We start from the raw sequence: 20,515 nt of genomic DNA, 5'->3' as shown, positions 1-20,515 counted from the left end.
GGCATGCGCATCGGCGCTGCGCTGGCGGGAATCGCCTTGCTGCTGCCGAGCGCGGGCCATGCCTGGGGCTATTACGCGCACGGCATCACCGGAGAGATCGCGCAGGCCAATATCCGGCCCGAGACGCGCGCAAAGCTCGACAGGCTGTTCGCCGCCGAGCCGCTGATCGGCACGCCCGACTGCCCGCTGGGCAATCTGGTGGAGGCGGCGACCTGGCCCGATTGCATCCGGCGCGAAGGCTGGCGCTGGGGCTATACCTCGGCCTGGCATTACCAGACCGAGCCGGTGACCGAAGACTACGACGTGCGCAAGAACTGCTCGGGCGGCAATTGCGTAAGCGCGCAGATCGAGCGGAACTTCCGCATTCTCGCCGACGAGAGCCTGCCCGCCAATGTGCGCCTGCAGGCGCTCGCCTTCGTGGTCCACTTCACCGGCGACATCCACATGCCGCTGCATTCGGGCGATCTGGACGACCGGGGCGGCAACGACCGCGAAGCGGCTTATGGCATCGCGCCGGGCCTAAACCTTCACTGGATCTGGGACGGCCCGCTGGCCGAACGCGCGATCACCAGCGCGCGGCCCTCTCTGGTCCGCCGCTACACCGCCGCCGAGCGTGCCGAGCTCGCGGGTGGCACGCCTGCCGACTGGGGCCGGGAGAGCTGGGAGACTGCGCGCGACTTTGTCTATCCCAACGCCTTCGGTCGCAGCCCGCTCGACGGCCCGCTGCCGGATGAGACCGTGCTGACGCAGCAGGCGATCGAAGCGGCAATTCCGGTATCGGAGCGCCACGTGACCCAGGCGGGTCTGCGCATTGCGGAGCTGCTCGACCGCGCGATGGAGCCGGGCCCTCTGCCCGAGCCCGCGCGGGACTAGTCCGCTAGGATCATTCGAAGCGCGATCCGTCCTTGCGCCGTTGCTCGTCCGCACCGGCGAACAGATGCATGTCGATATCGGGGTAGTGACAATCGGTGGTAGCGGGCCTGCCGACTGCGACGAAACAGCACGGCTCCTCCGCACGATTCTGCAAGACATGGCCGTTGCCATCGTTCTTGGGAAAGGCTGCGATGTCGCCGGCGCGCATCGGTGTCTCACCCGTATCGTCGACCAGCACTGCCTCGCCCGAAAGCATGATGACGATCTCGTCCTCGCCCTCGTGCCAGTGCCGTTGCGACGACCACGCGCCTGGTTCCAGCACGACATGGCTGACACCGAAATCCTCCAGCCCGACGGCCGTGGCGATTCGGCGATACCAGCGCCCCTTCACGACCTCGCTATAGGGCGCGGGGTATCCAGTGGCGTTGGTCTGAGGGATCGCGTCGAGATCGAGCTTGGGCATCGGCGAAGTCTCCTGCTAGCGCAGCAGACATGACTGATGTTCTCGACCTCGCCAAGCGGCTGATCGCCGCGCCCAGCGTCACCCCGGCAACGGGCGCGGTATTCGATGAGATGCAGGCGATGCTGGAGCCGCTCGGCTTTACCGTCCATCGCTTCACGCGCGGTAGCGGGCCTGCCGGGTCGGACGAGGCCCCGGTCGAGAACCTGTTCGCGATCCGCACCGGAGCGGGGCCGAAGCACTTCGCTTTTGCCGGGCACCTCGATGTGGTCCCGCCGGGCGAGGGCTGGGAAAGCGGTGCATTTGCGCCCGAACAGCGCGGCGACCTGCTCTACGGGCGCGGCGCGGTCGACATGAAGGGCGCGATCGCCTGCATGATCGCCGCAGTCGCCGATGTGCCCGCCGATGCCGGGACGATCAGCTTCGTCATCACCGGTGACGAGGAAGGGCCTGCGCTGCACGGCACCCGCGCGCTGATCGATTTCATGCGCGCGAACGATCATGCGCCCGACCTGTGCCTCGTCGGCGAACCCACCAGCGTCAACCGTCTGGGCGACATGATGAAGATTGGGCGACGCGGTTCGGTCAACATGTGGCTCAGCGCCAAGGGCACCCAGGGCCACGTCGCCTATCCGCACCTCGCCGACAATCCGATCCCGCGGCTCGTCGCGGCGATGGCGGAACTCGAGGCGCTGGTGCTTGACGAAGGGACCGACTGGTTCCAGCCGAGCAATCTCGAGATCACCGATATCGAGGTCGGCAATCCCGCGCATAACGTGATCCCGGGCGAGGCCCGCGCACGCCTCTCGATCCGCTTCAACGACCTGCACTCGGGCGCCTCGCTGAGCGAAAAGGTTACCGCGATCTGCGCCCGCCACCAGGTCGACGTGCGGCCGGTGATCTCGGGCGAGCCCTTCCTGACGCCGCCGGGCCAGTTTTCCGGCATGATCGCCGCTGCGGTGGAGGCGGAGACGGGTGTTGTGCCCGAAGCCTCCACCAGCGGGGGGACGTCGGACGCCCGGTTCCTGCGCAGCGTCTGTCCGGTGATCGAGTTCGGGCTGGTCAACGCGACCATGCACAAGACGGACGAAGCGGTGGCCGTCGCGGATCTTGCCGTTCTTGCGCGGATCTACGCGCGAATTGCACGCGCCGCACTGGAGAGCTGAACGCGCAAGGCTTGCCGTCTCCCTTCGGCAACGGCACTAGGGGCAGCTAGGAATTCTAGGGGGAAGTGAATGTTCAAGGCCTGGTTCGCCATTCCGCTGTGGCAACGGGTGATCGCCGCACTTGTGCTCGGCATCATCACCGGCCGACTGTGGGGCCCCGACGCGGAAAGCATCAAGATCATCGGCGACGTCTTCATCGCCTTTATCAAGATGCTGGTCGTGCCCCTGATCTTCTTCAGCCTGGTCTCGGGCGTTGCGGCGATCGGCGATCTGCGCAAGCTCGGCGCCGTGGGCGGCCGTGCGCTGCTGATCTTCGTGATAACCGGCCAGATCGCAGTATGGCTCGGGCTCTTTCTCGGGACGGTGATCCAGCCGGGCATCGGGGTCGATACAGCCGGGCTCGACCTGGGGCCGACGCCTGCGCCGAACGAGACGACATGGCGTGAGATGATCCTCGGCATCGTGCCACAGAGCCCGGTGCAGGTGATGGCGGACGTCAACGTGCTGCCGCTGATCGTCTTTTCCCTGCTGATCGGCATCGGCATTCTGATGTCGAAGGAAGAGGGATCGCCGGTCCAGAAGATCTTCGATTCGGGCGCGGTGGTGATGCAGAATGTCACCATGGTGGTGATGGAGTTGACCCCGTTCGGCGTCTTCGCACTGATGGCTTGGGTTGCGGGCACGCTGGGCTTCGACGCGCTGATTGCGCTCGGCAAGCTGGTCGGCCTCAACTACCTCGGCTGCCTGCTGATCATCTTCGTGATGTATTCGGCGATGATCAAGCTGATCGCGCGCCTGCCGGTGATCGGTTTCTTCCGCGGGATCGTGGACGCGATGGCAGTGAGCTATTCCACCGCCAGCTCCAACGCGACGCTGCCGGTGACGCTGCGCTGTGCGGAGCGCAATCTCGGCGTCTCCAACTCGGTCGCCAGCTTCGTGATCGCGCTGGGCGCGACGATCAACATGAATGGTACCGCGATGTACCTCGGCCTTGCGACGCTTTTCGGCGCACAGGTCTTCGGCGTGGACCTGAGCTGGGGCCAGTATTTCCTGATCTCGATCCTCGCGACGTTGGGCGCGGTCGGCGCGGCGGGTATTCCCGGTGCGGGGCTGATCATGATGGCGCTGGTGTTCGGCGCGGTCGGCGTGCCGCTGGAAACGATCGCCTTCGTTGCCGGCGTGGACCGGATCATGGACATGATGCGCACCACCACCAATGTCAGCGGCGACGCGGCGGTGGCGGTGACGGTGGCCAATATGACCGGCGAGCTGGACCGCGAGGAACTGATCAGCGCGGATGATGTCTAGCCTCCGGATTCTCGCGACGGGTGCGGCGCTCGTGCTGCTGGGGGCCTGTACCCAAGGCGGCAATGCGGGCTGCGGCGGCACGCTGATCACCGTGCCGCAGGACGGTGCGGGCTTCACCGTGCCGCAGCTGATGGCCCACGCGACGGCGATGGGGATGAACCAGCAGGAAGCCGAGACGCTGATCTATCTCGAAGGCATCAGCCCGCAGGCAACGCTGCAGCCCGGCGATACCATCTGCCTCGACGGGAAGCCCGACCGCTAGCGGCCCTTCGGCTTCTCAAGCACCTTCTTGCGGAAGCTGCACAGGTCGACGAGCTCGCAGTGCCAGCATTCGGGCGTGCGCGCCTTGCATACGTAGCGGCCGTGCAGGATCAGCCAGTGGTGCGCGTGGAGGCGAAACGGGCCCGGCACGCGCTTTTCCAGCTTCGCCTCGACCTGCTCGGGCGTCTTGCCCTTGGCGAGCCCGGTACGGTTGCCGACGCGGAAAATATGCGTGTCGACCGCGAAGGTCTCCTGCCCGAAGGCGCAGTTGAGCACGACATTGGCGGTCTTGCGGCCGACGCCGGGCAGGGTGACGAGTTCCTCGCGCGTCTGCGGCACTTCGCCGCCATGTTCGTCGACCAGCAGCCGCGCCATCGCGATCACGTTCTTCGCCTTGGAGTTGAACAGACCGATCGTCTTGATGTGCTCCTTCAGCCCATCCTCGCCCAGATCGAGCATCTGCTGAGGGGTTTGCACCTGAGCAAACAGCGCGCGGGTCGCCTTATTGACGCCGACATCGGTCGCCTGCGCGCTCAGCGTCACCGCCACCAGCAACTGGTAGGCATTGCCATATTCCAGCTCGGTCTCGGGCGAAGGATTGCCCTCTGCCAGCCGGCGAAAGAACTCGAAGATCTGGTCCTTGGTCATGCCACTAGAGCCCGAGCACGTCTTCCATCGAATAGCGGCCCGACTGCTTGCCGATCAGCCACGCCGCCCCGGTCAGCGCGCCGCGGGCGAACAGCGTGCGATCCTCGGCCACGTGGCTGAGCACGATTCGCTCGTTCTCGCCTGCGAGGATCACGCTGTGCTCGCCCGCGACCGTGCCACCACGCAGGCTCGCGAAGCCAATCGCCCCTTCACTGCGTGCGCCGGTGTGTCCGTCGCGACCGCGCTCTGAATGCCCGGGAAGGTCGATCCCGCGCCCGCTCGCCGCCGCCTCGCCCAGCAGCAGCGCGGTGCCCGACGGCGCGTCTACCTTCGCGCGGTGGTGCATCTCGACGATCTCGACATCCCAGCCCTGCGCCAGCGCCCCTGCCGCTTCGCGCACCAGCCGCGCGAGCATGGTCACGCCGAGCGAGGTATTGCCCGTCTGCAGCACCGCGACCGCGCGCGCAGCATTGTCGATCGCGGTGTGATGCGCTTCCTCCAGCCCGGTCGTGCCGATCAGCAGCGGAACCCCCGCGCCGACGGCGGCGTGCAGATTGCTCTCGAGCGCCTGCGGTGCGGAGAAGTCGATCAGCACCTCGCTGCGATCGGCGAGGCCGGCGACATCCTCGCCCTTGTCGACCGCGCCCGCCAGCGTGTGCTCGCCGCCCTCGATAGCCGCAGCGATTGCCTGCCCCATGCGCCCGTCGCGCCCGATGATTCCGATTGCTGCCATTGCCCTCGCGCCTTGCCGGTGTTTGATGGGTGCATGGCAGACATTCGCAACATCGTCATCCTGACCGGCGCAGGAATTTCCGCAGAAAGCGGGATCGATACGTTCCGCGATGCGGGTGGGCTGTGGGAGAAGCACCGGATAGAGGATGTCGCAACGCCGGAGGCGTTCGCGCGCAACCCGGCGCTGGTGCAGGGGTTCTACGATGCGCGCCGCGCGGCGCTCGACACGGTGGAGCCCAATGCGGCGCATCGGGCGCTCGCCCGGCTCGAGTCCGAATGGCCGCGTGACGACTCGCACAGCTTGCTGATCGTCACCCAGAACGTCGACGACCTGCATGAGCGCGCTGGCGCAAAGAGCGTGCTCCACATGCACGGGCGGCTGCGCAGCGCGCTGTGTACGGCGTGCCGCGCGCGTATGGAGTGGCACGGTCCGCTCGGCGATGCGCCGCCCTGCGAGGCGTGCGGGGCGCCCGCGTTGCGGCCCGACATCGTGTGGTTCGGCGAGATGCCCTACGAGATGGAGCGTATCTACGCCGCACTGGCCAGTGCGGACCTGTTCGTCTCGATCGGGACCAGCGGCGCGGTCTATCCTGCGGCAGGTTTCGTGCAGGAGGCTGCGGCTTACGGCGCACGCACGCTGGAGCTCAATCTCGAACGCAGCGAAGGCTCGCACTGGTTCGACGAATCGCGCCAGGGCAGGGCGGGGGAACTGGTGCCCGCGTGGCTGGACGAGCTGCTAGGCGGCTGAGCCGCAGCCTTTGCACGCAGGGTCCTTGGCGATCTGGAAGCTTCGCATCGCGGGGCTGAGCCCCTCCATCAGGTGCAGCGTGCCCCATTGCGGATCGCCCAGCGCGCTCACTCCGCACAGCAGCACGCGGATCGCCTGCATGGCCGCGAAGCTGCCGACCCAGCCGACCATCGCGCCCAGCACGCCGTCTTCGGCGCAGGTGTCGCAATCCTCGGTATCGAAGGCATCGCCGACGAAGCAGCGGTAGCAGGCGTGCTCGGGCAGGTGCCCCGCAAACGCGCCGACCTGGCCCTGGAAGCGACCCACCGCGGCCGAGAGCAGCGGCACACGCGCCGCAACGCACGCGTCCGACACGGCGAGGCGGGTGGCGAAATTGTCCGTCCCGTCGAGCACAAGATCCGCATCCTCGATCAACGCTGCCGCATTGCCCGCATCGATCCGGTCGTCGCGCACATCGGCGGTCAGGCCATTGTCGAAATTGGCGAGCCAGCGGCGTGCGGCGACCGCCTTGGCATGGCCGATGTCGCGGGTGGTGTAGATCGTCTGGCGCTGGAGGTTGGACAGCTCGACATCGCCCGAATCGACCAGTGTGAAACGGCCCACGCCTGCGCCCGCGAGATATTGCAGCGCCGGGCTGCCGATTCCGCCCAGGCCGATCAGCGCGACATGCATGTCCGCCAGCGCGGCCTGCCCCGCGCCGCCCACTTCGGGCAGCACGATATGGCGCGCAAAACGCTCCAGCCGTTCGGGTGCGATGGTCACGGTTTGTCGGAATCCTCTTCGCGCCGCTCCTGCACGAAGCTGCCGATGCCGAACCACCACAGGAAGGCGATCACGCCGCCCTTTACCGGCTGGAGCATTGCCAGCAGCATCGCCACCGCGACCGGCAGGATGATCGCCAGCGTCAGGATCGGCGACATGTCGTAGGTCCCGATCATTGCGATCACGACCGGCGCGAGCAGATGCCCGACCACGAAGATGCCGATATAGGCGGGGAAGTCATCCGCCTGCTGGACCGACCAGTCCTGCGCGCAATGCGGGCAGGCATCGACCGGCTTGATCCACTTGCGAAACAGCCGCCCCTCGCCGCAGCGCGGGCAGGTGCTGCGCAAGCCCCGCAGCAGCGCGGCGCCGAGCGTGGCGGGCAAGTCGACTCGCTGTGGGCAAGGCGGGGGATCGGCCATGGACACGCTGTTGGCAGCCTGTGGCCGACCTGTCGACAGACCTGTGGATGGGTCTGTCGACAATCGGTGTGCAATCTGTCGATCGGCTATTGGCAGCCTGTGGGAGGTGTGGTCAGCTTTCGAGCTGGCGCAGCAGGCTGCGCACGTCGCCATCCATGTCCGCATCGCGAGTGCGCAGGTCTTCGATCAGCTTGACCGCGTGGATCACCGTCGAGTGGTCGCGCCCGCCGAACTTGCGCCCGATTTCGGGATAGCTGCGCGGGGTCAGCACCTTGGACAGGTACATCGCGACCTGGCGCGGACGGACCACCGCACGAGTGCGGCGCTTGCTGCTCATCTCGCTGCGGTCGATGCGGTAGAACTGGCACACGGTGCGCTGGATCTCGTCGATCGTGATCCGGCGGCGATTGGCCGAAAGGATATCGGTCAGCTGTTCCTCGGCCAGCTGCAGCGAGACCGGCTGGCCGGTCAGCTGGGCATAGGCGATCAGCTTGTTGAGGCCGCCGACCAGCTCGCGCACATTGCGGGTGATCGTGCGGGCGAGAAAGTCGACCACATCGTCGGGCACGCTCAAGGGCGCGAACCGGGTCAGCTTCGATTCGAGGATCGAGCGGCGCAGCTCGAGGTCGGCGGGCTGGATGTCCGCGACCAGACCCATTGAGAGGCGGCTGAGCAGGCGCGGTTCGACCGAATCGAGCGCCTGCGGGGCGCGGTCGGCGGCGAAGACCAGTCGCTTGCCCTCCGACAGCAGGTGATCGATCGTGTAGAGCAGCTCTTCCTGCGCGCTGGCCTTGCCGATGATGAACTGCAGATCGTCCACCAGCAGCAGGTCGAACCCGCGCAGGCGCGTCTTGAACTCGATCATCCGGTTCTGCTTCAGCGCCTGGACGAACTCGACCATGAAGCGCTCTGCCGAACAGTAGAAGATCCGCGCACGCGGGTGCTGGCTGAGGAACTGGTGGCCGATCGCGTGCAGCAGGTGCGTCTTGCCCTGGCCGGTCGCCGCCTTGATGTAGAGCGGCGAGAACTGCGGCTTCTCGTTCGCGGCCATCCGCTGCGCTGCATTGCGCGCGAGCACGTTGGCATCGCCGGTGACGAAGGCGGCGAAGGTCAGCGAGGCGTCGAGGCCGACGCTGCTGAAGCCAGGATCGCCGAAGCCGCCATCGGACACCACGCGCAGTTCGGGCCCGTCGTTGGCCGGGCGACGCGAATCGCCCAGCGAGATATCGGCCATCCGCTTGCGACTGGGGTGCACCTCGATCGCGACGGTCTTGATCTCGGAGCGCATGATCTTCCACGCGAGCGAGAGACGGTCGGCGAAATGCTTGCGGACCCACTCGGCGGCGAATTCCGACGGCAGGTACAGCGCCAGCGTGCCGGTTTCGGAGTCGAACTCGCCCAGCTGGATCGGCTTGATCCACTGGCTGTGCAGCTGATGGCCAAGATCCTTGCGCAGGCCGGTGCTGATATCGTCCCAGTCCGCGGCCAGCGCCACGCGCTCCATGTCCTCGCCTTCGCCTTTGGCCCGCTTGCGCGCGGCACCGTTCGTATCGGGAATACGTGCCATGACTTGCTAATAGACCTCCGCTTCCGGAAGCGCGTGCCGCCTCCGGGGTTCCCTGTTTACATTCGATGGATACAGCGCCCCCTTCACCGGAATCGCGTGTCATCGCGAGCAGTGTTGAGGCCCCCCACCGGCCATCTTCGATTTAGTCCCAGCCGCGGTGTCCCTCCCCGGCGGTGACGATCAATAGACAGGTCTGGGGGCCGATGGGCAAGCGCGAAATGGTAGCGAATTTGAAATAAAGAAATTGACAGTGGTGTGAGCCGCAGCCTTCCGTTTAAGGCGCTGTAAACGCTGTTCTTTCGCCTCGGATAGCCCCTCGAATCGGCGGGATTCCTAGGCCGAATCGCGAAGCCTGTGCGTCGGTTTTAAGACAAAACCAAAAGGGGCCGTCGCACACGGCGACGACCCCGAAAACGCGGTCAGATTGTAATCTGAAAGCAGCTTAGAGAGCGGCAACCCGCTTGGAAAGCCGGCTCATCTTGCGCGAGGCGGTGTTCTTGTGGAGAACGCCGCGGGCAACGCCGCGCGCCAGCTCGGGCTGAGCAGCGCGAAGGGCGGTCTGGGCGGTTTCCTTGTCGCCGCCTTCGATCGCGCTCTCGACCTTCTTGAGGAAGGTGCGGATGCGGCTCATACGCGCACCGTTGATTTCGGCGCGACGCTCGTTGCGACGGATGCGTTTGCGGGCTTGCGGCGTATTGGCCATGGTCGTCCTTGTCTCTGGCCGCGAAGCGCGCAGCCAACTGCTTTTAAAATCAATGCCTGGAAGCGGCGATTGCTCGCCGGAAGGGCGCGCACATAGGGCGCGGTGTCCGGCTCGTCAAGGAAATTGGCCGAAAGCCTACCTCTGGCAGACCGGGCAATACCAGGTGCTGCGACCGCCCTGTTCGATCCGGGCGATGTGGCCGCCATCCTCGCGCCGGCACGATTCGCCGGTGCGGCCATAGACGTCGAACCGGGTGGAGAAATAGCCCAGCTCGCCATCGGGCCGGGCATAATCGCGCAAGGTCGATCCGCCATCGCGAATCGATTGCTCCAGCACCTCGCGAATCGCCGTAACCAGCCGTTCCAGCGCCGCGAGCGAGACGCGGCCACCTGCACGCTTCGGGCTGATCCGTGCGCGCCACAGCGCCTCGCACACGTAGATATTGCCGAGGCCTGCGACGATTCGCTGGTCGAGCAGGAGCAGCTTGATCGCCTGCCTGCGGCCCGCCAGCGCGGCGCGCAGATGGGCGGCGGTAAGATCGGGGCCGAGCGGTTCGGGGCCCATGGTGACGAAGCTGGGCCACGCGTCGAGCGCAGCAGTATCGACCAGATCGACCCAGCCGAATCGCCGTGGATCGTTGAGCGCGAATCGATTCGATTCGGTTTCGATCAGCAGGTGGTCGTGCCGGTCGGGCTGGTCGGGATCGATCCGCCAGCGCCCGCTCATCCCCAGATGGAAGATCAGCGTCTGGTCGCGGTCGGTATGGATCAGGCCGAACTTGGCGCGCCGCCCCAGCGAAGTGACCCGCGCGCCGACCAGCGCCTGCCCCAGTCCTTCGGGAAAGGGCCTGCGCATGTCGGGCCGGGCGGTGCGCGCGGCGGTGATGGTGCGGTTTTCCAGATGAAGGGCGAGCCCGCGCACGGTGGTCTCGACCTCGGGAAGTTCGGGCATTGGTTTTCCGGCGATTGGGAACGTGTCGAGGTAGATATGGCGGTTCGCCGGAGGCGGTGCCAGCCCTCTCCCCCTCCCAACCACCCGACAGGATGATGCCATGGGTGGTTGGGAGGGGGAGAGGGCTGGTGCCGATCAAACCAAGCTAGCGAATAGACGCCACAAACCTTTCCCCCTAAGGCCCAATTCCATGAGCGATACCGTTTCCTTCGGCTACGAAGATGTCAGCCCCGATGAGAAGACTGCGCGCGTTGGCGGCGTCTTTTCCAGCGTCGCCGCCAAGTACGACGTGATGAACGATGCGATGTCGGGCGGGATGCACCGATTGTGGAAGGACCGCTTCGTGCGGCGGGTCAAACCGCAGCCGGGCGAGGCGATTCTCGACATGGCGGGCGGCACGGGCGACATCGCCTTCCGCATGGCCGATTGCGGCGCGGACGTGATCGTGTCCGACATCAACCAGGACATGCTCGACGTGGGCGTCGAGCGGGCGATGGAGCGCGGGATCGATGGCCTCGTCTGGTCGTGCCAGAACGCCGAGGAACTGACTTTCTCCGACCGGCAGTTCGATGCCTACACGATCGTGTTCGGCATTCGTAACGTGACCCATATCGACAAGGCGCTGGCCGAGGCGCACCGGGTGCTGAAGCATGGCGGGCGGTTCTACTGCATGGAGTTCTCCAGCACCGACTGGCCCGGCTTCAAGGAGGTTTACGACCTCTACTCGCACCGGCTGATGCCGCTGATGGGCAAGCTGATCGCCAATGACGAGGAAAGCTATCGCTACCTCGCCGAATCGATCCGCCGCTTCCCGCGCCCGCCCGAGTTCGAGGCGATGATCAAGGCGGCGGGCTTTACGCAGACCCGTGTCGAGACGATCCTCGGCGGGGCCGTGAACATTCATTCCGGCTGGAAAATCTGATCGCGTGACACGCCCGTCTCGCCATATCTGGCGCCTGCTGAAATGGGGGCGGACCGCCGCGCGTCACGGCGCGCTGCGCGGGATCGAGAGCGATCCCAACACGCCCGCCCCGGTCAAGCGGCTGGTCAGGCTCGCCCGGTTCGGCACGCGCCAGCCCGCAACACCCGATTATGCGGGCGCATTCCGCGCGATCGGTCCGGCGGCGATCAAGCTGGGCCAGTCGCTCGCCACACGGCCCGATCTGGTCGGGGACGAGGCGGCGCTCAACCTGCTGTCCTTGCAGGACAACCTGCCGCCGGTCCCGTTCGAGAGCCTGCGGCCGGTGATCGAATCGACCTTTGCCCAGCCGGTCGACGCGCTGTTTGCGGAGATCGACCCCAAGCCGGTCGGCGCGGCGTCGATCGCGCAGGTCCACCGCGCGATCACCACTGACGGGCGGCAGGTCGCGGTCAAGATGCTGCGCCCGGGTATCCGCGAGCAGTTCGCGCGCGACATCGCGACCTATGAATGGGCTGCCGCGCATGTCGAGGCGATGGGCGGCGAGGCCGCGCGCCTGCGCCCCGCGCTGACAATCGCCAACTTCAAGCGCTGGACCAATACCGAGCTCGACCTGCGGCGCGAGGCTGCTGCCGCGAGCGAGCTGGCCGAGGCGATGAAGGGCTTCGCCGGATATCGCATCCCCGCGGTCGACTGGGACCGGACCAATGGCCGCGTGATGACGATCGAGTGGATCGACGGCATCAAGATGAGCGACCGCGAAGGGCTGGTCGCTGCCGGGCACGATCTGGAGCAGCTGGCCGAGCGGCTGGTGCTCGCCTTCCTCACCCAGGCGATAAGCTACGGCTATTTCCATGCCGACATGCACCAGGGGAACCTGTTCGTCGAACCCGACGGCACGATCGCGGCGATCGATTTCGGGATCATGGGCCGGATCGACCGGCGCGCGCGGCAATGGCTGGCGGAGATTCTCTACGGCCTGACCACGGGCAATTACCGCCGTGTCGCGGAAATTCACTTCGAAGCGCAATATGTGCCCAGCCACCACTCGGTCGGCGAGTTCGCCACCGCCTTGCGCGCGGTAGGCGAACCGATGCGCGGCAAGCCGGTAAGCGAGCTGTCGGTCGGTCAGATGCTCGACGGGCTGTTCGCGATCACCCGCGACTTCGACATGCAGACCCAGCCGCACCTGCTGCTGCTGCAAAAGACGATGGTGATGGTCGAAGGGATCGCGACCCAGCTCAATCCCAAGATCAACATGTGGGATGTCTCCGCGCCCTTCGTGCGCAGCTGGATTCGCGACGAGCTGGGCCCCGAGGCCGCGATTGCCGAGCGCCTGCGCGAGGATTTCGACACGCTGCAGCGCATCCCCGGGCTGGTTCGCCGGCTCGAGGAGAAATACCCGCCCAAGGGTGGCGCGCCCGAGCCTGCTCCGCTGCCCGAGATCGAGCTGATGTGGGATCGGCGCGCGCGTGAAAGCAACGGCCCCGGCTGGCTTGGCCAGGCGGCGCTGGTGCTGGGCGGCGCGGGCCTGATGGCGGGCCTGTTCGCTTTGGGAGTGATCGGCTGATGGCGGCGCCGAGCGGCATCAAGGTGCTGCTGGTGATCGGCGGCGGGATCGCGGCCTACAAGTCGTGCGAGCTGATTCGCCTGATCCGCAAGAACGGCGGCAGCGTCACCTGCGTGCTGACCGAGGGCGGATCGCACTTCGTCACTCCGATGACGCTAGCCGCGCTCAGCGAAAATCCCGTCCACACCACGTTGTGGGATCTCAGGAACGAGGTCGAGATGGGCCATATCCAGCTTAGCCGCGAGGCGGATCTGGTGGTGGTGTGCCCTGCGACCGCGAACATGCTCGCCAAGATGGCGGCGGGTATTGCGGACGATCTGGCGACCACGCTGCTGCTCGCGACGGACAAGCCGGTGATGGCGGTGCCCGCGATGAACGTGCGCATGTGGAGCCACGCCGCAGTGCAGGCCAATGTCGCGCGGCTGCGAGAGGCGGGCGTGATCGTGCTCGATCCCGACGAAGGGCCGATGGCCTGCGGCGAATACGGCGCAGGGCGTCTGCCCGAACCGCCCGCGATCTGGAATGCGATCGCCAGCTGGGCGGGGCAGGATACCGGCACCGGGACGCGCGAGCGCGAGCGTCAGGGCAGCCTCGGCGGGCTGATCGCATCGCTGATTCCGCGCGGGGGGCGCAAGGCGTCGCCGCAGCCGGACACGCTGCTGGCAGAGAAAGGCGGCGCGGTTGCGGCTGCGCGCGAAGAGGATCGCGGCGCTTTCTACCATTTCGACGGGGCACCGCTGGCGGGCCGCCACGTGCTGGTGACCGCCGGGCCGACGCATGAGCCGATCGATCCGGTGCGCTACATCGCCAACCGCTCCAGCGGGAAACAGGGCTTCGCGATTGCCGCCGCTGCCGCTGCGGCAGGCGCGCGGGTGACGCTGGTCGCGGGCCCGGTGGAGCTGGCGACGCCGCCCGGTGTCACCCGCGTCGACGTGCAGACCGCGCGCGACATGGCGGCTGCGGTGCGCGAAAACCTGCCCGCCGATATCGCGATCATGGCCGCCGCCGTCGCCGACTGGCGCACGCGCGATGTGGCAGAGAGCAAGATGAAGAAGCGCGGCGACGCTCCACCCGCGCTCGAGCTGGCCGAGAACCCCGATATCCTCGCCACGCTGGGCGCTTCGGACGCTCGTCCCGGCCTGCTGATCGGCTTCGCTGCGGAGACCGACGATGTGGTCGAGAACGCGCAGGCCAAGCGCGCGCGCAAGAAGGCCGACTGGATCATCGCCAATGATGTGTCCGGCGGCGTGGGCCAGAGCGTGATGGGCGGGGCGCACAACACCATCCACCTCGTCACCGAAGACGGCGTCGAGGACTGGCCGCAAATGCCCAAGGAAGAGGTCGCCATGCGGCTGGTCGAACGGATCGCGCTGGCGCTGGAGAATGATGATGACTGATACGGTCGGCGTGGCGATTCTGCGCCTCGAGCATGGCGAAGGCCTGCCGCTCCCCGTCTACGCCACCGATGGCGCGGCGGGAATGGACGTGTGCGCGGCGGAGGATGTCGATCTCGCTCCCGGCGCGCGCCATGCCGTCGCCACGGGCTTCGCGGTCGCGATTCCACAGGGGTACGAGATTCAGGTGCGCCCGCGCTCGGGCCTCGCGTTCAAACACGGCATCTCCGTGCCCAATGCGCCCGGCACGATCGATTCGGACTATCGCGGCGAGCTCAAGGTGCTGCTGATCAACCACGGCGACGAGAGCTTTGCGATCCGCCGCGGCGACCGCGTGGCGCAGCTGGTCCTCGCCCCCGTCACCCGTGCGGCCTTTGCCGAGGTCGGCGATCTGGATGAGACGCAGCGCGGGGCAGGCGGCTTCGGCTCGACCGGCGGCCACGCCACGCTGTAGAAACGTGCGCTGTGACAGGACGCTAGAGGCGACCGTTTAGAACGGGATCGAACTCCCGCGCTTCGTCCAGCGTCAAGGCGAGCCAGGATACATACTGGCCAGTATGATCGATCCACAAATAAACCACCCACGCATCGCCCGGCTCGGGCTCCGGCGCACGGCGCCCGACGCACGGCCCGGGTCCGAACTCGATTTCGGCGGGCAAATCCGTTCCCAGAAGGGATCTTACGACCCGCCCATGTGCACTCCACTGGTGCGCGTCCCGACTCGCCGCACTGGCGTAGTGCGTGGTATCGACGCGAACGAGTGCGATGGCCTTGATCGCGCCGGCTTCATACCCCCGGGCGAGTTCCTGTTCGGGCGGCGGGTTGGTCCGGCACGCGTAAGCGTCGACCGACAGGCCAAGGCCGAGGAGAGTCGCGATCGCCACGAAGCTCCATAACCGTACCACGCCTCCCGACCGTTGCCTTACCGCTCTTCCGGCTTGATCGAGATGCGCACTGTCTCGCCCGAATTGCCCGGGAAGCCGGTGAACATCGCTTCGACCAGGTTGGGCACCAGATATTGCAGGTTGTCGCTGGGCGATACGGCCTTGGCCGTGCCTTCGAACAGCCGCTGGCCGGTCCGCCGGTCGTCGATGTCGAGGTCGATCTCGCTGGTATAGACGGTGTAGCTGTCGATCCGGCTGCTGCTGGAGAGCCACGGATCGTAGTAGCCGTAGCCCCAGTAGCCGCGCGGGACGAAGGCCCCGGCGCGGTAACGATACCAGGGATCGTAGAAGGGATCGCGGAAGCCGGTCCCGGTCGAGCGCAAGCGTTCGCGCCCGTTATCGACATCGTAGTCGAACCGCACGATCAGATCGGCATTGGCAGGCGTGCCGGGGACGTAGCCCAGCCGGGCCATTTCACCGCTCACCAGCTGGGCGTACTGGCCGAATTCGATCCCGCCGGCGAGCGCGGGGTCGTCCGCGACCACGGCGAAGGTCTGGCCCTGCGGCGCAGGCAGCTGCGCCTGAAAGCGGGAGACGTCGGCCTGGAAGCCGGTCGCACAAGCGGTCAGCCCGGCGCCGAGAATGCCCAGCGCGCCGACGGCAGCGAGAAAACGTTGTTTGATCATGGCAAGTGCCCCTGGGTGAGGGGAGGCGCTCCGTGGGGATGCCCCCCGCATGACAATACGCTTCACCTGTTAGACAGGTTCCCCTGAACGCCGCTTTAACCTCTTGAAGTCCTTAACTTTCCTCGGCTTATCGCGATTTACGATCAGCCACGGACGAGTCCGAGCGCTTCGTAGGTCGCAGCCAGCGTGGGCGCGGCGCGGTCGCGTGCCCTCGCTGCGCCGCGTGCGAGGATCGCGTCGAGCGCCTCGCGATCTTCGAGCAGTTGGTTGAACCGTGCCGAGATCGGCCGCAGCGTTTCGATCAGCACCTCGCCCAGCGCAGGCTTGAACGCGCCGAAGCCCTGCCCGCCATGTTCGGCCAGCACGTCATCCACGCTCCGGTCGGTCAGCGCGGCGTAGATGGTGACGAGGTTGAGCGCTTCTGCGCGGCCTTCGAGCCCGTCGCGCTCCGAAGGCAGCGATTCGGGATCGGTCTTGGCCTTCTTGACCTTCTTCATCACCTCGTCCGGATCGTCGGACAGGTTGATCCGGCTCATGTCCGACGGATCGGATTTGGACATCTTCTTGCTGCCGTCGCGCAGGCTCATGATCCGCGCCGCATCGGGCGGAGTGATCGGTTCGGGCAGGGTGAACAGCGGGGCGTCTTCAGTGCAGAAGTCGTTGTTGAACTTCTGCGCGATGTCGCGCGCCAGCTCCAGATGCTGCTTCTGATCGTCGCCGACGGGCACGTGGGTCGCCTGGTGGACCAGCACGTCGGCGGCCTGCAACACCGGGTAGGTGAACAGCGCGACCGATGCGCCTTCGCGGTTCTTGCCCGCCTTGTCCTTCCACTGCGTCATCCGGTTCAGCCAGCCCATCCGCGCGGTGCCGTTGAGCAGCCATTGCAGCTCTGCGTGCTGGGGCACCTGCGCCTGGTTGAACAGGATCGAGCGATCGGGATCGATCCCGCAGGCGACCAGCGCGGCGGCCATTTCCAGCGTGGCGCGGCGCAGTTCGGCGGGTTCGTGCGACATCGAGATCGCGTGCAGATCGGCGAGGAAGAACAGACACTCGCTGTCCGCATCCATCTCGTCCTGCATCCGCACCCAGTTGCGGATCGCGCCGAGATAATTGCCGAGGTGAAGGTTGCCGGTGGGCTGGATGCCCGAAACTACGCGCATGATGAGAGATCTTTCGAAAATCGAACGGATAATGGCTTGGTGCCGGGTTGGCCCCCGGCGGTCAGATCAACGCTGACCCAGCCATCGCCAGGCCGCCCGCCCGCGCGTTGCAAAGCGGCGCGGTGCAGTGTTCACTGGCTGAGCAATCCGGTCCATGGCGGCGAGCCTTATCACACGCAGTCTATTCGGCAACATCGTCCGGCCCGTCGCTTGCGGGCACCGGGGTCTTGCGGGTCAGCGTGGTGATGCGCTGGCGGTCGATCGCGCCGATCGCAAAGGCGATCCCGAAATAGACTGCGCCCGCGCAGATCACGAGCGCGGCGAGCGCGCCAGCCCGCGCGAACAGGCCCGCATCGTACCACCCGGTCAGCAGGTCGCGCGTGAACCACAGGGCAGCGCCCATTGCGGCAGCGGCAACCAGCTGGCGCGCGATCCGCCCGACCAGCTTCAACGGGATGCGGTAATAGTCGCGCCGGACCAGCACGGCATAGAGGTAGCCGACATTGATCCAAGCGCCGACCACGCTGGCAAAGGCGACCCCGACCACGCCGAACCGGCCGATCGTCGCGACGTTCATCGCCGCGAACACGACCAGCGAGATAAACGCGGCATAGACCGGCGTGCGCGTGTCCGACCGGGCGTAGAAATTGGGCACCAGCACCTTCACCAGAACGTATGCGGGCAGGCCGAGGACCAGCGCAGCCAGCACATTGCCGGTCAGCGCCGCCTGTTCGAGGCTGAAGCGGCCGCCCTGGAAGATCATCGTGACGAAGGGTTCGGCACAGATGGCGAGGGCGACGGCCGCGGGGATCGTGAGCAGCATGGCGAGCTCGATCGCATCGGACTGGATGCGATCGGTGCCCGCCCGGTTCTTCGCGCCGACGAACTTGGACAATGTGGGCAGGATCGCGGTCGACAGCGCGATGCCGATGATCCCCAGCGGCAGCTGGTTCAGCCGGTCGGCGTAATTCATGTAGCTGATCGAGCCGCTGTCGAGCTGGTTGAGGAAGTAGAGCTGGACCAGCGTGTTGATCTGGTACGCGCCGCCGCCGATCGCTGCGGGAAACGCGATGATCGACAGGCGCTTCACCTCGGGCGTGATACGCGGCCACAGCAGCCTGGGCCGGAAGCCCTCCACCCGGGTCCAGTAATAGAGCCAGGCGAGCTGGATCGCACCGCCCACCGTCACCGCCCAGGCCTGGGTGTAGCCCACCTGACGCGTGGTCCAGCCCCATTGCGAAATGGCATGATCGCCGATCAGCAGGTTCGCGATCAGCACCAGGTTGAGGATGATCGGAAAGCTTGCCCCGGGCGCGAAGCGGCTGACCGAATTGAGCATTCCGGTGAACAGCGTCACCATGCTGACCAGCGCGATGTAGGGGAACATGATCCGCGCGAAGTCGACTTCCATCGCGAAGTCGGCGGGCGAGGAATCGCCATCGCCGAGCAGGCGAATGACCAGCGGCATCGCCAGCATCATGACCGCGCAGACCGCGATCAGCACCGGCAGGAACACGCTCAGTACGTCATTGGAGAAGCTGCGCGCTTCCTCGATCCCGCCCTCTCCATGCAACCGCTTGGAGAACATCGGCACGAAGGCGGCCGAAAACGCCCCTTCCGCGAACATGCGGCGGAAGACGTTGGGGATAATGAACGCCTGAAACCAGGCGTCGGTGACGGCATTGGCACCGAGCACGCGGGAGAAGATCATCTCCCGCGCGAGCCCGGCAAAGCGACTGACCAGCGTCAGCCCGCCGATCGTCCCGACATTCCTGAGCAGGCTCATCCGCCCGCCTCCCTACTGGCCCCCCTGCCGGGCGGTGGTCAGGCGTTGCCGCCCGGTGCCGCGCCGCCCGCAGCGGCGTCTTCCGCCTGCTTTTCCTGAAGGCGCTGCAGGTACAGCCCGCTGAAGTCGATCGGATCGACCATCAGCGGCTGGAAGCCCAGATCGCGGGTCGCATCGGCAACCACACGGCGGGCGAAGGGAAACAGGATGCGCGGCGCTTCTGCGAACAGGAACATGTGCATCTGGTCTTCGGGCATGTTGCGCACGCCGACGAGGCCGGCATAGACCAGCTCGATCACGTAAAGCTGTCCGTTTTCGCAATTGGCGGTCGCGTTGATCTTCAGTTCGACTTCGCTGATCTCGTCGTTCACCGGGTTCGCGCCGATGTTGAACTGCAGGTCGATCTGCGGCGCGTCCTGCCACTGGAAGCTGGCCGGAGAGTTCGGATTCTCGACCGAGAGATCCTTGATATACTGCGTGATGAAGCCCGCGGTCGGGCGGTTGTCCGCGCCATTGCCGCTGGACGGGGTGTTGAGATCGGTCAGAACGTCGCCTTCGTCGGCCATGGAAGAGCACTCTTTCGAAAGGTTGGGATACCCGGGCGGCAGCTTGACCTTGCGCCCGCGTGGTCGGTGACACGCCGCCTAGCAGCCGCTTTCCCGCCCCGCAACGGGCACGAACCGCCGCAGCGGGATACTTAGGCAGCCGTTGTGCATTTGATATCGCGCCCTATGTGTGGGATTGAAGGCCCATTACACGAATACAGGGCTCGGTCGGCTTCGCGGTCGGCCACAAAGGCCCGCAGGATCAGGTACCCCATTCAGTGATCTACGAAATCGTCATTCTCGCCATGATCGCAGTCTTTCTGGGGCTGCGGCTCTATTCGGTTCTCGGCCGCCGGGCCGAGCATGAGGAAGAGCCCGTGCCGCATCGCTTCGATGCGAAGGACAAGGCGGGGCTGGCAGCCGCACCGCAGACCACGCAGGCTCCGCCGCGCGCGGTGACCGAACAGGAAGCCAAGCCCGACGTGCTGCCGGTGGTGGAACGCGGCGTGCAGTCGATCATCGCGGCAGATCGCGGGTTCGACATCACCAGCTTCCTCGAAGGGGCGAAGGGTGCCTATGGCATGATCCTGGAAGCCTACTGGAAGGGCGACAAGGAAACGCTGCGCGAGCTGTGCGACGACTCGGTCTATCAGGGCTTCGCGCAGGCGATCGACGCGCGCGAGGAAGCGGGCGAAACGCTGGATAACCGGCTGATCCGGATCGAGGACGCAACCATCCGCGATGCCGAGCTGGAGCGCAAGGAAGCGCGGATCACGGTGCGCTTCGTGGCCGATATCGCAGCCGTCACCCACGACCGCGATGGCAACATGGTGGCCGGATCGCTCGACGATGCGATCGAGAGCCGCGACATCTGGACGTTTGCCCGCCGCGTCGACTCGCGCACGCCGGACTGGCAGCTGGTCGAAACCGACGAAGGCTGAGGCGAAGGCTGAGACTTGGGGGCCCGGGT

General features: G+C 66.3%; 23 protein-coding genes. 10 read left to right on the top strand and 13 right to left on the bottom strand.

The features are described from left to right. Positions 1–3 precede the first annotated feature (3 nt). Positions 4–873, top strand: coding sequence for a S1/P1 nuclease (locus KYN89_RS05560; RefSeq protein WP_222824196.1), 870 nt, complete (start codon positions 4–6; stop codon positions 871–873). A 10-nt stretch (positions 874–883) separates the two neighbouring features. Here the strand turns inward: KYN89_RS05560 and KYN89_RS05555 are convergent, their stop codons facing one another. Continuing rightward, complete coding sequence (locus KYN89_RS05555; protein ID WP_222824195.1) at positions 884–1,336, bottom strand: cupin domain-containing protein; 453 nt, start codon at positions 1,334–1,336, stop codon at positions 884–886. A gap of 29 nt (positions 1,337–1,365) precedes the next feature. Between KYN89_RS05555 and dapE the strand changes: the two genes are divergently transcribed. The 3 genes from dapE (at position 1,366) to KYN89_RS05540 (ending at position 4,069) form a co-directional block, all read left to right on the top strand. Next, positions 1,366–2,499 (top strand): succinyl-diaminopimelate desuccinylase, encoded by a 1,134-nt coding sequence (gene dapE / locus KYN89_RS05550; RefSeq protein ID WP_222824194.1) that lies wholly within the window; start codon positions 1,366–1,368, stop codon positions 2,497–2,499. Between the two features lie 69 nt (positions 2,500–2,568). Then, complete coding sequence (locus KYN89_RS05545) at positions 2,569–3,807, top strand: dicarboxylate/amino acid:cation symporter (protein ID WP_222824193.1); 1,239 nt, start codon at positions 2,569–2,571, stop codon at positions 3,805–3,807. Further along, the gene (locus tag KYN89_RS05540; protein WP_222824192.1) at positions 3,797–4,069 is read left to right on the top strand and encodes a hypothetical protein; all 273 of its coding nucleotides are present in this window, start codon (positions 3,797–3,799) and stop codon (positions 4,067–4,069) included. Before KYN89_RS05545 ends, KYN89_RS05540 begins: the two co-directional genes overlap by 11 nt. Here KYN89_RS05540 and nth read toward each other — a convergent pair. Then, positions 4,066–4,716 carry an endonuclease III gene (nth, locus tag KYN89_RS05535; protein WP_222824191.1) on the bottom strand — a complete coding sequence of 217 codons (651 nt, stop codon included), beginning with the start codon at positions 4,714–4,716 and terminating at the stop codon, positions 4,066–4,068. The genes KYN89_RS05540 and nth overlap by 4 nt on opposite strands. A gap of 4 nt (positions 4,717–4,720) precedes the next feature. Next, a complete protein-coding gene (gene dapB / locus KYN89_RS05530; protein WP_222824190.1) occupies positions 4,721–5,449 on the bottom strand; it encodes a 4-hydroxy-tetrahydrodipicolinate reductase in 729 nt (242 codons plus the stop codon). Between the two features lie 33 nt (positions 5,450–5,482). Between dapB and KYN89_RS05525 the strand changes: the two genes are divergently transcribed. Next, positions 5,483–6,196, top strand: coding sequence for an NAD-dependent deacylase (locus KYN89_RS05525; RefSeq protein WP_222824189.1), 714 nt, complete (start codon positions 5,483–5,485; stop codon positions 6,194–6,196). On the opposite strand, the gene KYN89_RS05520 is transcribed toward KYN89_RS05525, so the two are convergent. The 5 genes from KYN89_RS05520 to mutM all read right to left on the bottom strand — a co-directional run bounded on the left by KYN89_RS05520 (position 6,185) and on the right by mutM (position 10,601). After that, the gene (locus tag KYN89_RS05520; protein WP_222824188.1) at positions 6,185–6,958 is read right to left on the bottom strand and encodes a HesA/MoeB/ThiF family protein; all 774 of its coding nucleotides are present in this window, start codon (positions 6,956–6,958) and stop codon (positions 6,185–6,187) included. The genes KYN89_RS05525 and KYN89_RS05520 overlap by 12 nt on opposite strands. Then, on the bottom strand, positions 6,955–7,380 hold the full coding sequence (locus KYN89_RS05515) for a DUF983 domain-containing protein (RefSeq protein WP_222824187.1): 426 nt from the start codon (positions 7,378–7,380) through the stop codon (positions 6,955–6,957). Before KYN89_RS05515 ends, KYN89_RS05520 begins: the two co-directional genes overlap by 4 nt. Positions 7,381–7,492: 112 nt before the next feature. Further along, the gene (dnaA, locus tag KYN89_RS05510; protein ID WP_010235898.1) at positions 7,493–8,947 is read right to left on the bottom strand and encodes a chromosomal replication initiator protein DnaA; all 1,455 of its coding nucleotides are present in this window, start codon (positions 8,945–8,947) and stop codon (positions 7,493–7,495) included. A gap of 442 nt (positions 8,948–9,389) precedes the next feature. Next, positions 9,390–9,650, bottom strand: a complete 261-nt coding sequence (gene rpsT / locus KYN89_RS05505) for a 30S ribosomal protein S20 (RefSeq protein ID WP_010235894.1) — start codon at positions 9,648–9,650, stop codon at positions 9,390–9,392. A 135-nt stretch (positions 9,651–9,785) separates the two neighbouring features. Continuing rightward, complete coding sequence (gene mutM / locus KYN89_RS05500) at positions 9,786–10,601, bottom strand: bifunctional DNA-formamidopyrimidine glycosylase/DNA-(apurinic or apyrimidinic site) lyase (RefSeq protein ID WP_222824186.1); 816 nt, start codon at positions 10,599–10,601, stop codon at positions 9,786–9,788. Between the two features lie 190 nt (positions 10,602–10,791). Between mutM and KYN89_RS05495 the strand changes: the two genes are divergently transcribed. The 4 genes from KYN89_RS05495 to dut are packed head-to-tail and all read left to right on the top strand — an operon-like array spanning position 10,792 to position 14,938. Next, the gene (locus tag KYN89_RS05495) at positions 10,792–11,523 is read left to right on the top strand and encodes a class I SAM-dependent methyltransferase (protein ID WP_010235889.1); all 732 of its coding nucleotides are present in this window, start codon (positions 10,792–10,794) and stop codon (positions 11,521–11,523) included. A 4-nt stretch (positions 11,524–11,527) separates the two neighbouring features. Next, positions 11,528–13,090: a 2-polyprenylphenol 6-hydroxylase gene (ubiB, locus tag KYN89_RS05490; protein WP_222824185.1), complete on the top strand. Its 1,563-nt coding sequence runs from the start codon at positions 11,528–11,530 to the stop codon at positions 13,088–13,090. Beyond that, positions 13,090–14,487 carry a bifunctional phosphopantothenoylcysteine decarboxylase/phosphopantothenate synthase gene (locus KYN89_RS05485; RefSeq protein ID WP_222824184.1) on the top strand — a complete coding sequence of 466 codons (1,398 nt, stop codon included), beginning with the start codon at positions 13,090–13,092 and terminating at the stop codon, positions 14,485–14,487. Before ubiB ends, KYN89_RS05485 begins: the two co-directional genes overlap by 1 nt. Then, positions 14,480–14,938: a dUTP diphosphatase gene (gene dut, locus KYN89_RS05480; protein ID WP_222824183.1), complete on the top strand. Its 459-nt coding sequence runs from the start codon at positions 14,480–14,482 to the stop codon at positions 14,936–14,938. Before KYN89_RS05485 ends, dut begins: the two co-directional genes overlap by 8 nt. A 22-nt stretch (positions 14,939–14,960) precedes the next feature. Here the strand turns inward: dut and KYN89_RS05475 are convergent, their stop codons facing one another. The 5 genes from KYN89_RS05475 to secB all read right to left on the bottom strand — a co-directional run bounded on the left by KYN89_RS05475 (position 14,961) and on the right by secB (position 19,566). Further along, positions 14,961–15,389: a hypothetical protein gene (locus KYN89_RS05475; RefSeq protein ID WP_222824182.1), complete on the bottom strand. Its 429-nt coding sequence runs from the start codon at positions 15,387–15,389 to the stop codon at positions 14,961–14,963. A 17-nt stretch (positions 15,390–15,406) separates the two neighbouring features. After that, positions 15,407–16,054 carry a DUF4136 domain-containing protein gene (locus KYN89_RS05470; RefSeq protein WP_222824181.1) on the bottom strand — a complete coding sequence of 216 codons (648 nt, stop codon included), beginning with the start codon at positions 16,052–16,054 and terminating at the stop codon, positions 15,407–15,409. Positions 16,055–16,197: 143 nt separating this feature from the next. Then, positions 16,198–17,214, bottom strand: a complete 1,017-nt coding sequence (trpS, locus tag KYN89_RS05465) for a tryptophan--tRNA ligase (protein ID WP_222824180.1) — start codon at positions 17,212–17,214, stop codon at positions 16,198–16,200. Positions 17,215–17,395: 181 nt separating this feature from the next. Next, positions 17,396–19,000, bottom strand: coding sequence for a murein biosynthesis integral membrane protein MurJ (gene murJ, locus KYN89_RS05460; RefSeq protein ID WP_054527154.1), 1,605 nt, complete (start codon positions 18,998–19,000; stop codon positions 17,396–17,398). A 38-nt stretch (positions 19,001–19,038) separates the two neighbouring features. After that, complete coding sequence (secB, locus tag KYN89_RS05455; protein WP_222824179.1) at positions 19,039–19,566, bottom strand: protein-export chaperone SecB; 528 nt, start codon at positions 19,564–19,566, stop codon at positions 19,039–19,041. A gap of 257 nt (positions 19,567–19,823) precedes the next feature. Between secB and KYN89_RS05450 the strand changes: the two genes are divergently transcribed. Further along, positions 19,824–20,486, top strand: a complete 663-nt coding sequence (locus KYN89_RS05450) for a Tim44/TimA family putative adaptor protein (protein ID WP_222824178.1) — start codon at positions 19,824–19,826, stop codon at positions 20,484–20,486. The last annotated feature ends 29 nt before the right edge of the window (positions 20,487–20,515 follow it).

This window comes from Alteriqipengyuania abyssalis, from assembly GCF_019857185.1.
Taxonomy (GTDB): Bacteria; Pseudomonadota; Alphaproteobacteria; order Sphingomonadales; family Sphingomonadaceae; genus Alteriqipengyuania; species Alteriqipengyuania abyssalis.
The sequence above is the reverse complement of the archived record's forward strand: the minus strand, read 5'-3'. Positions and strand labels throughout refer to the sequence as shown.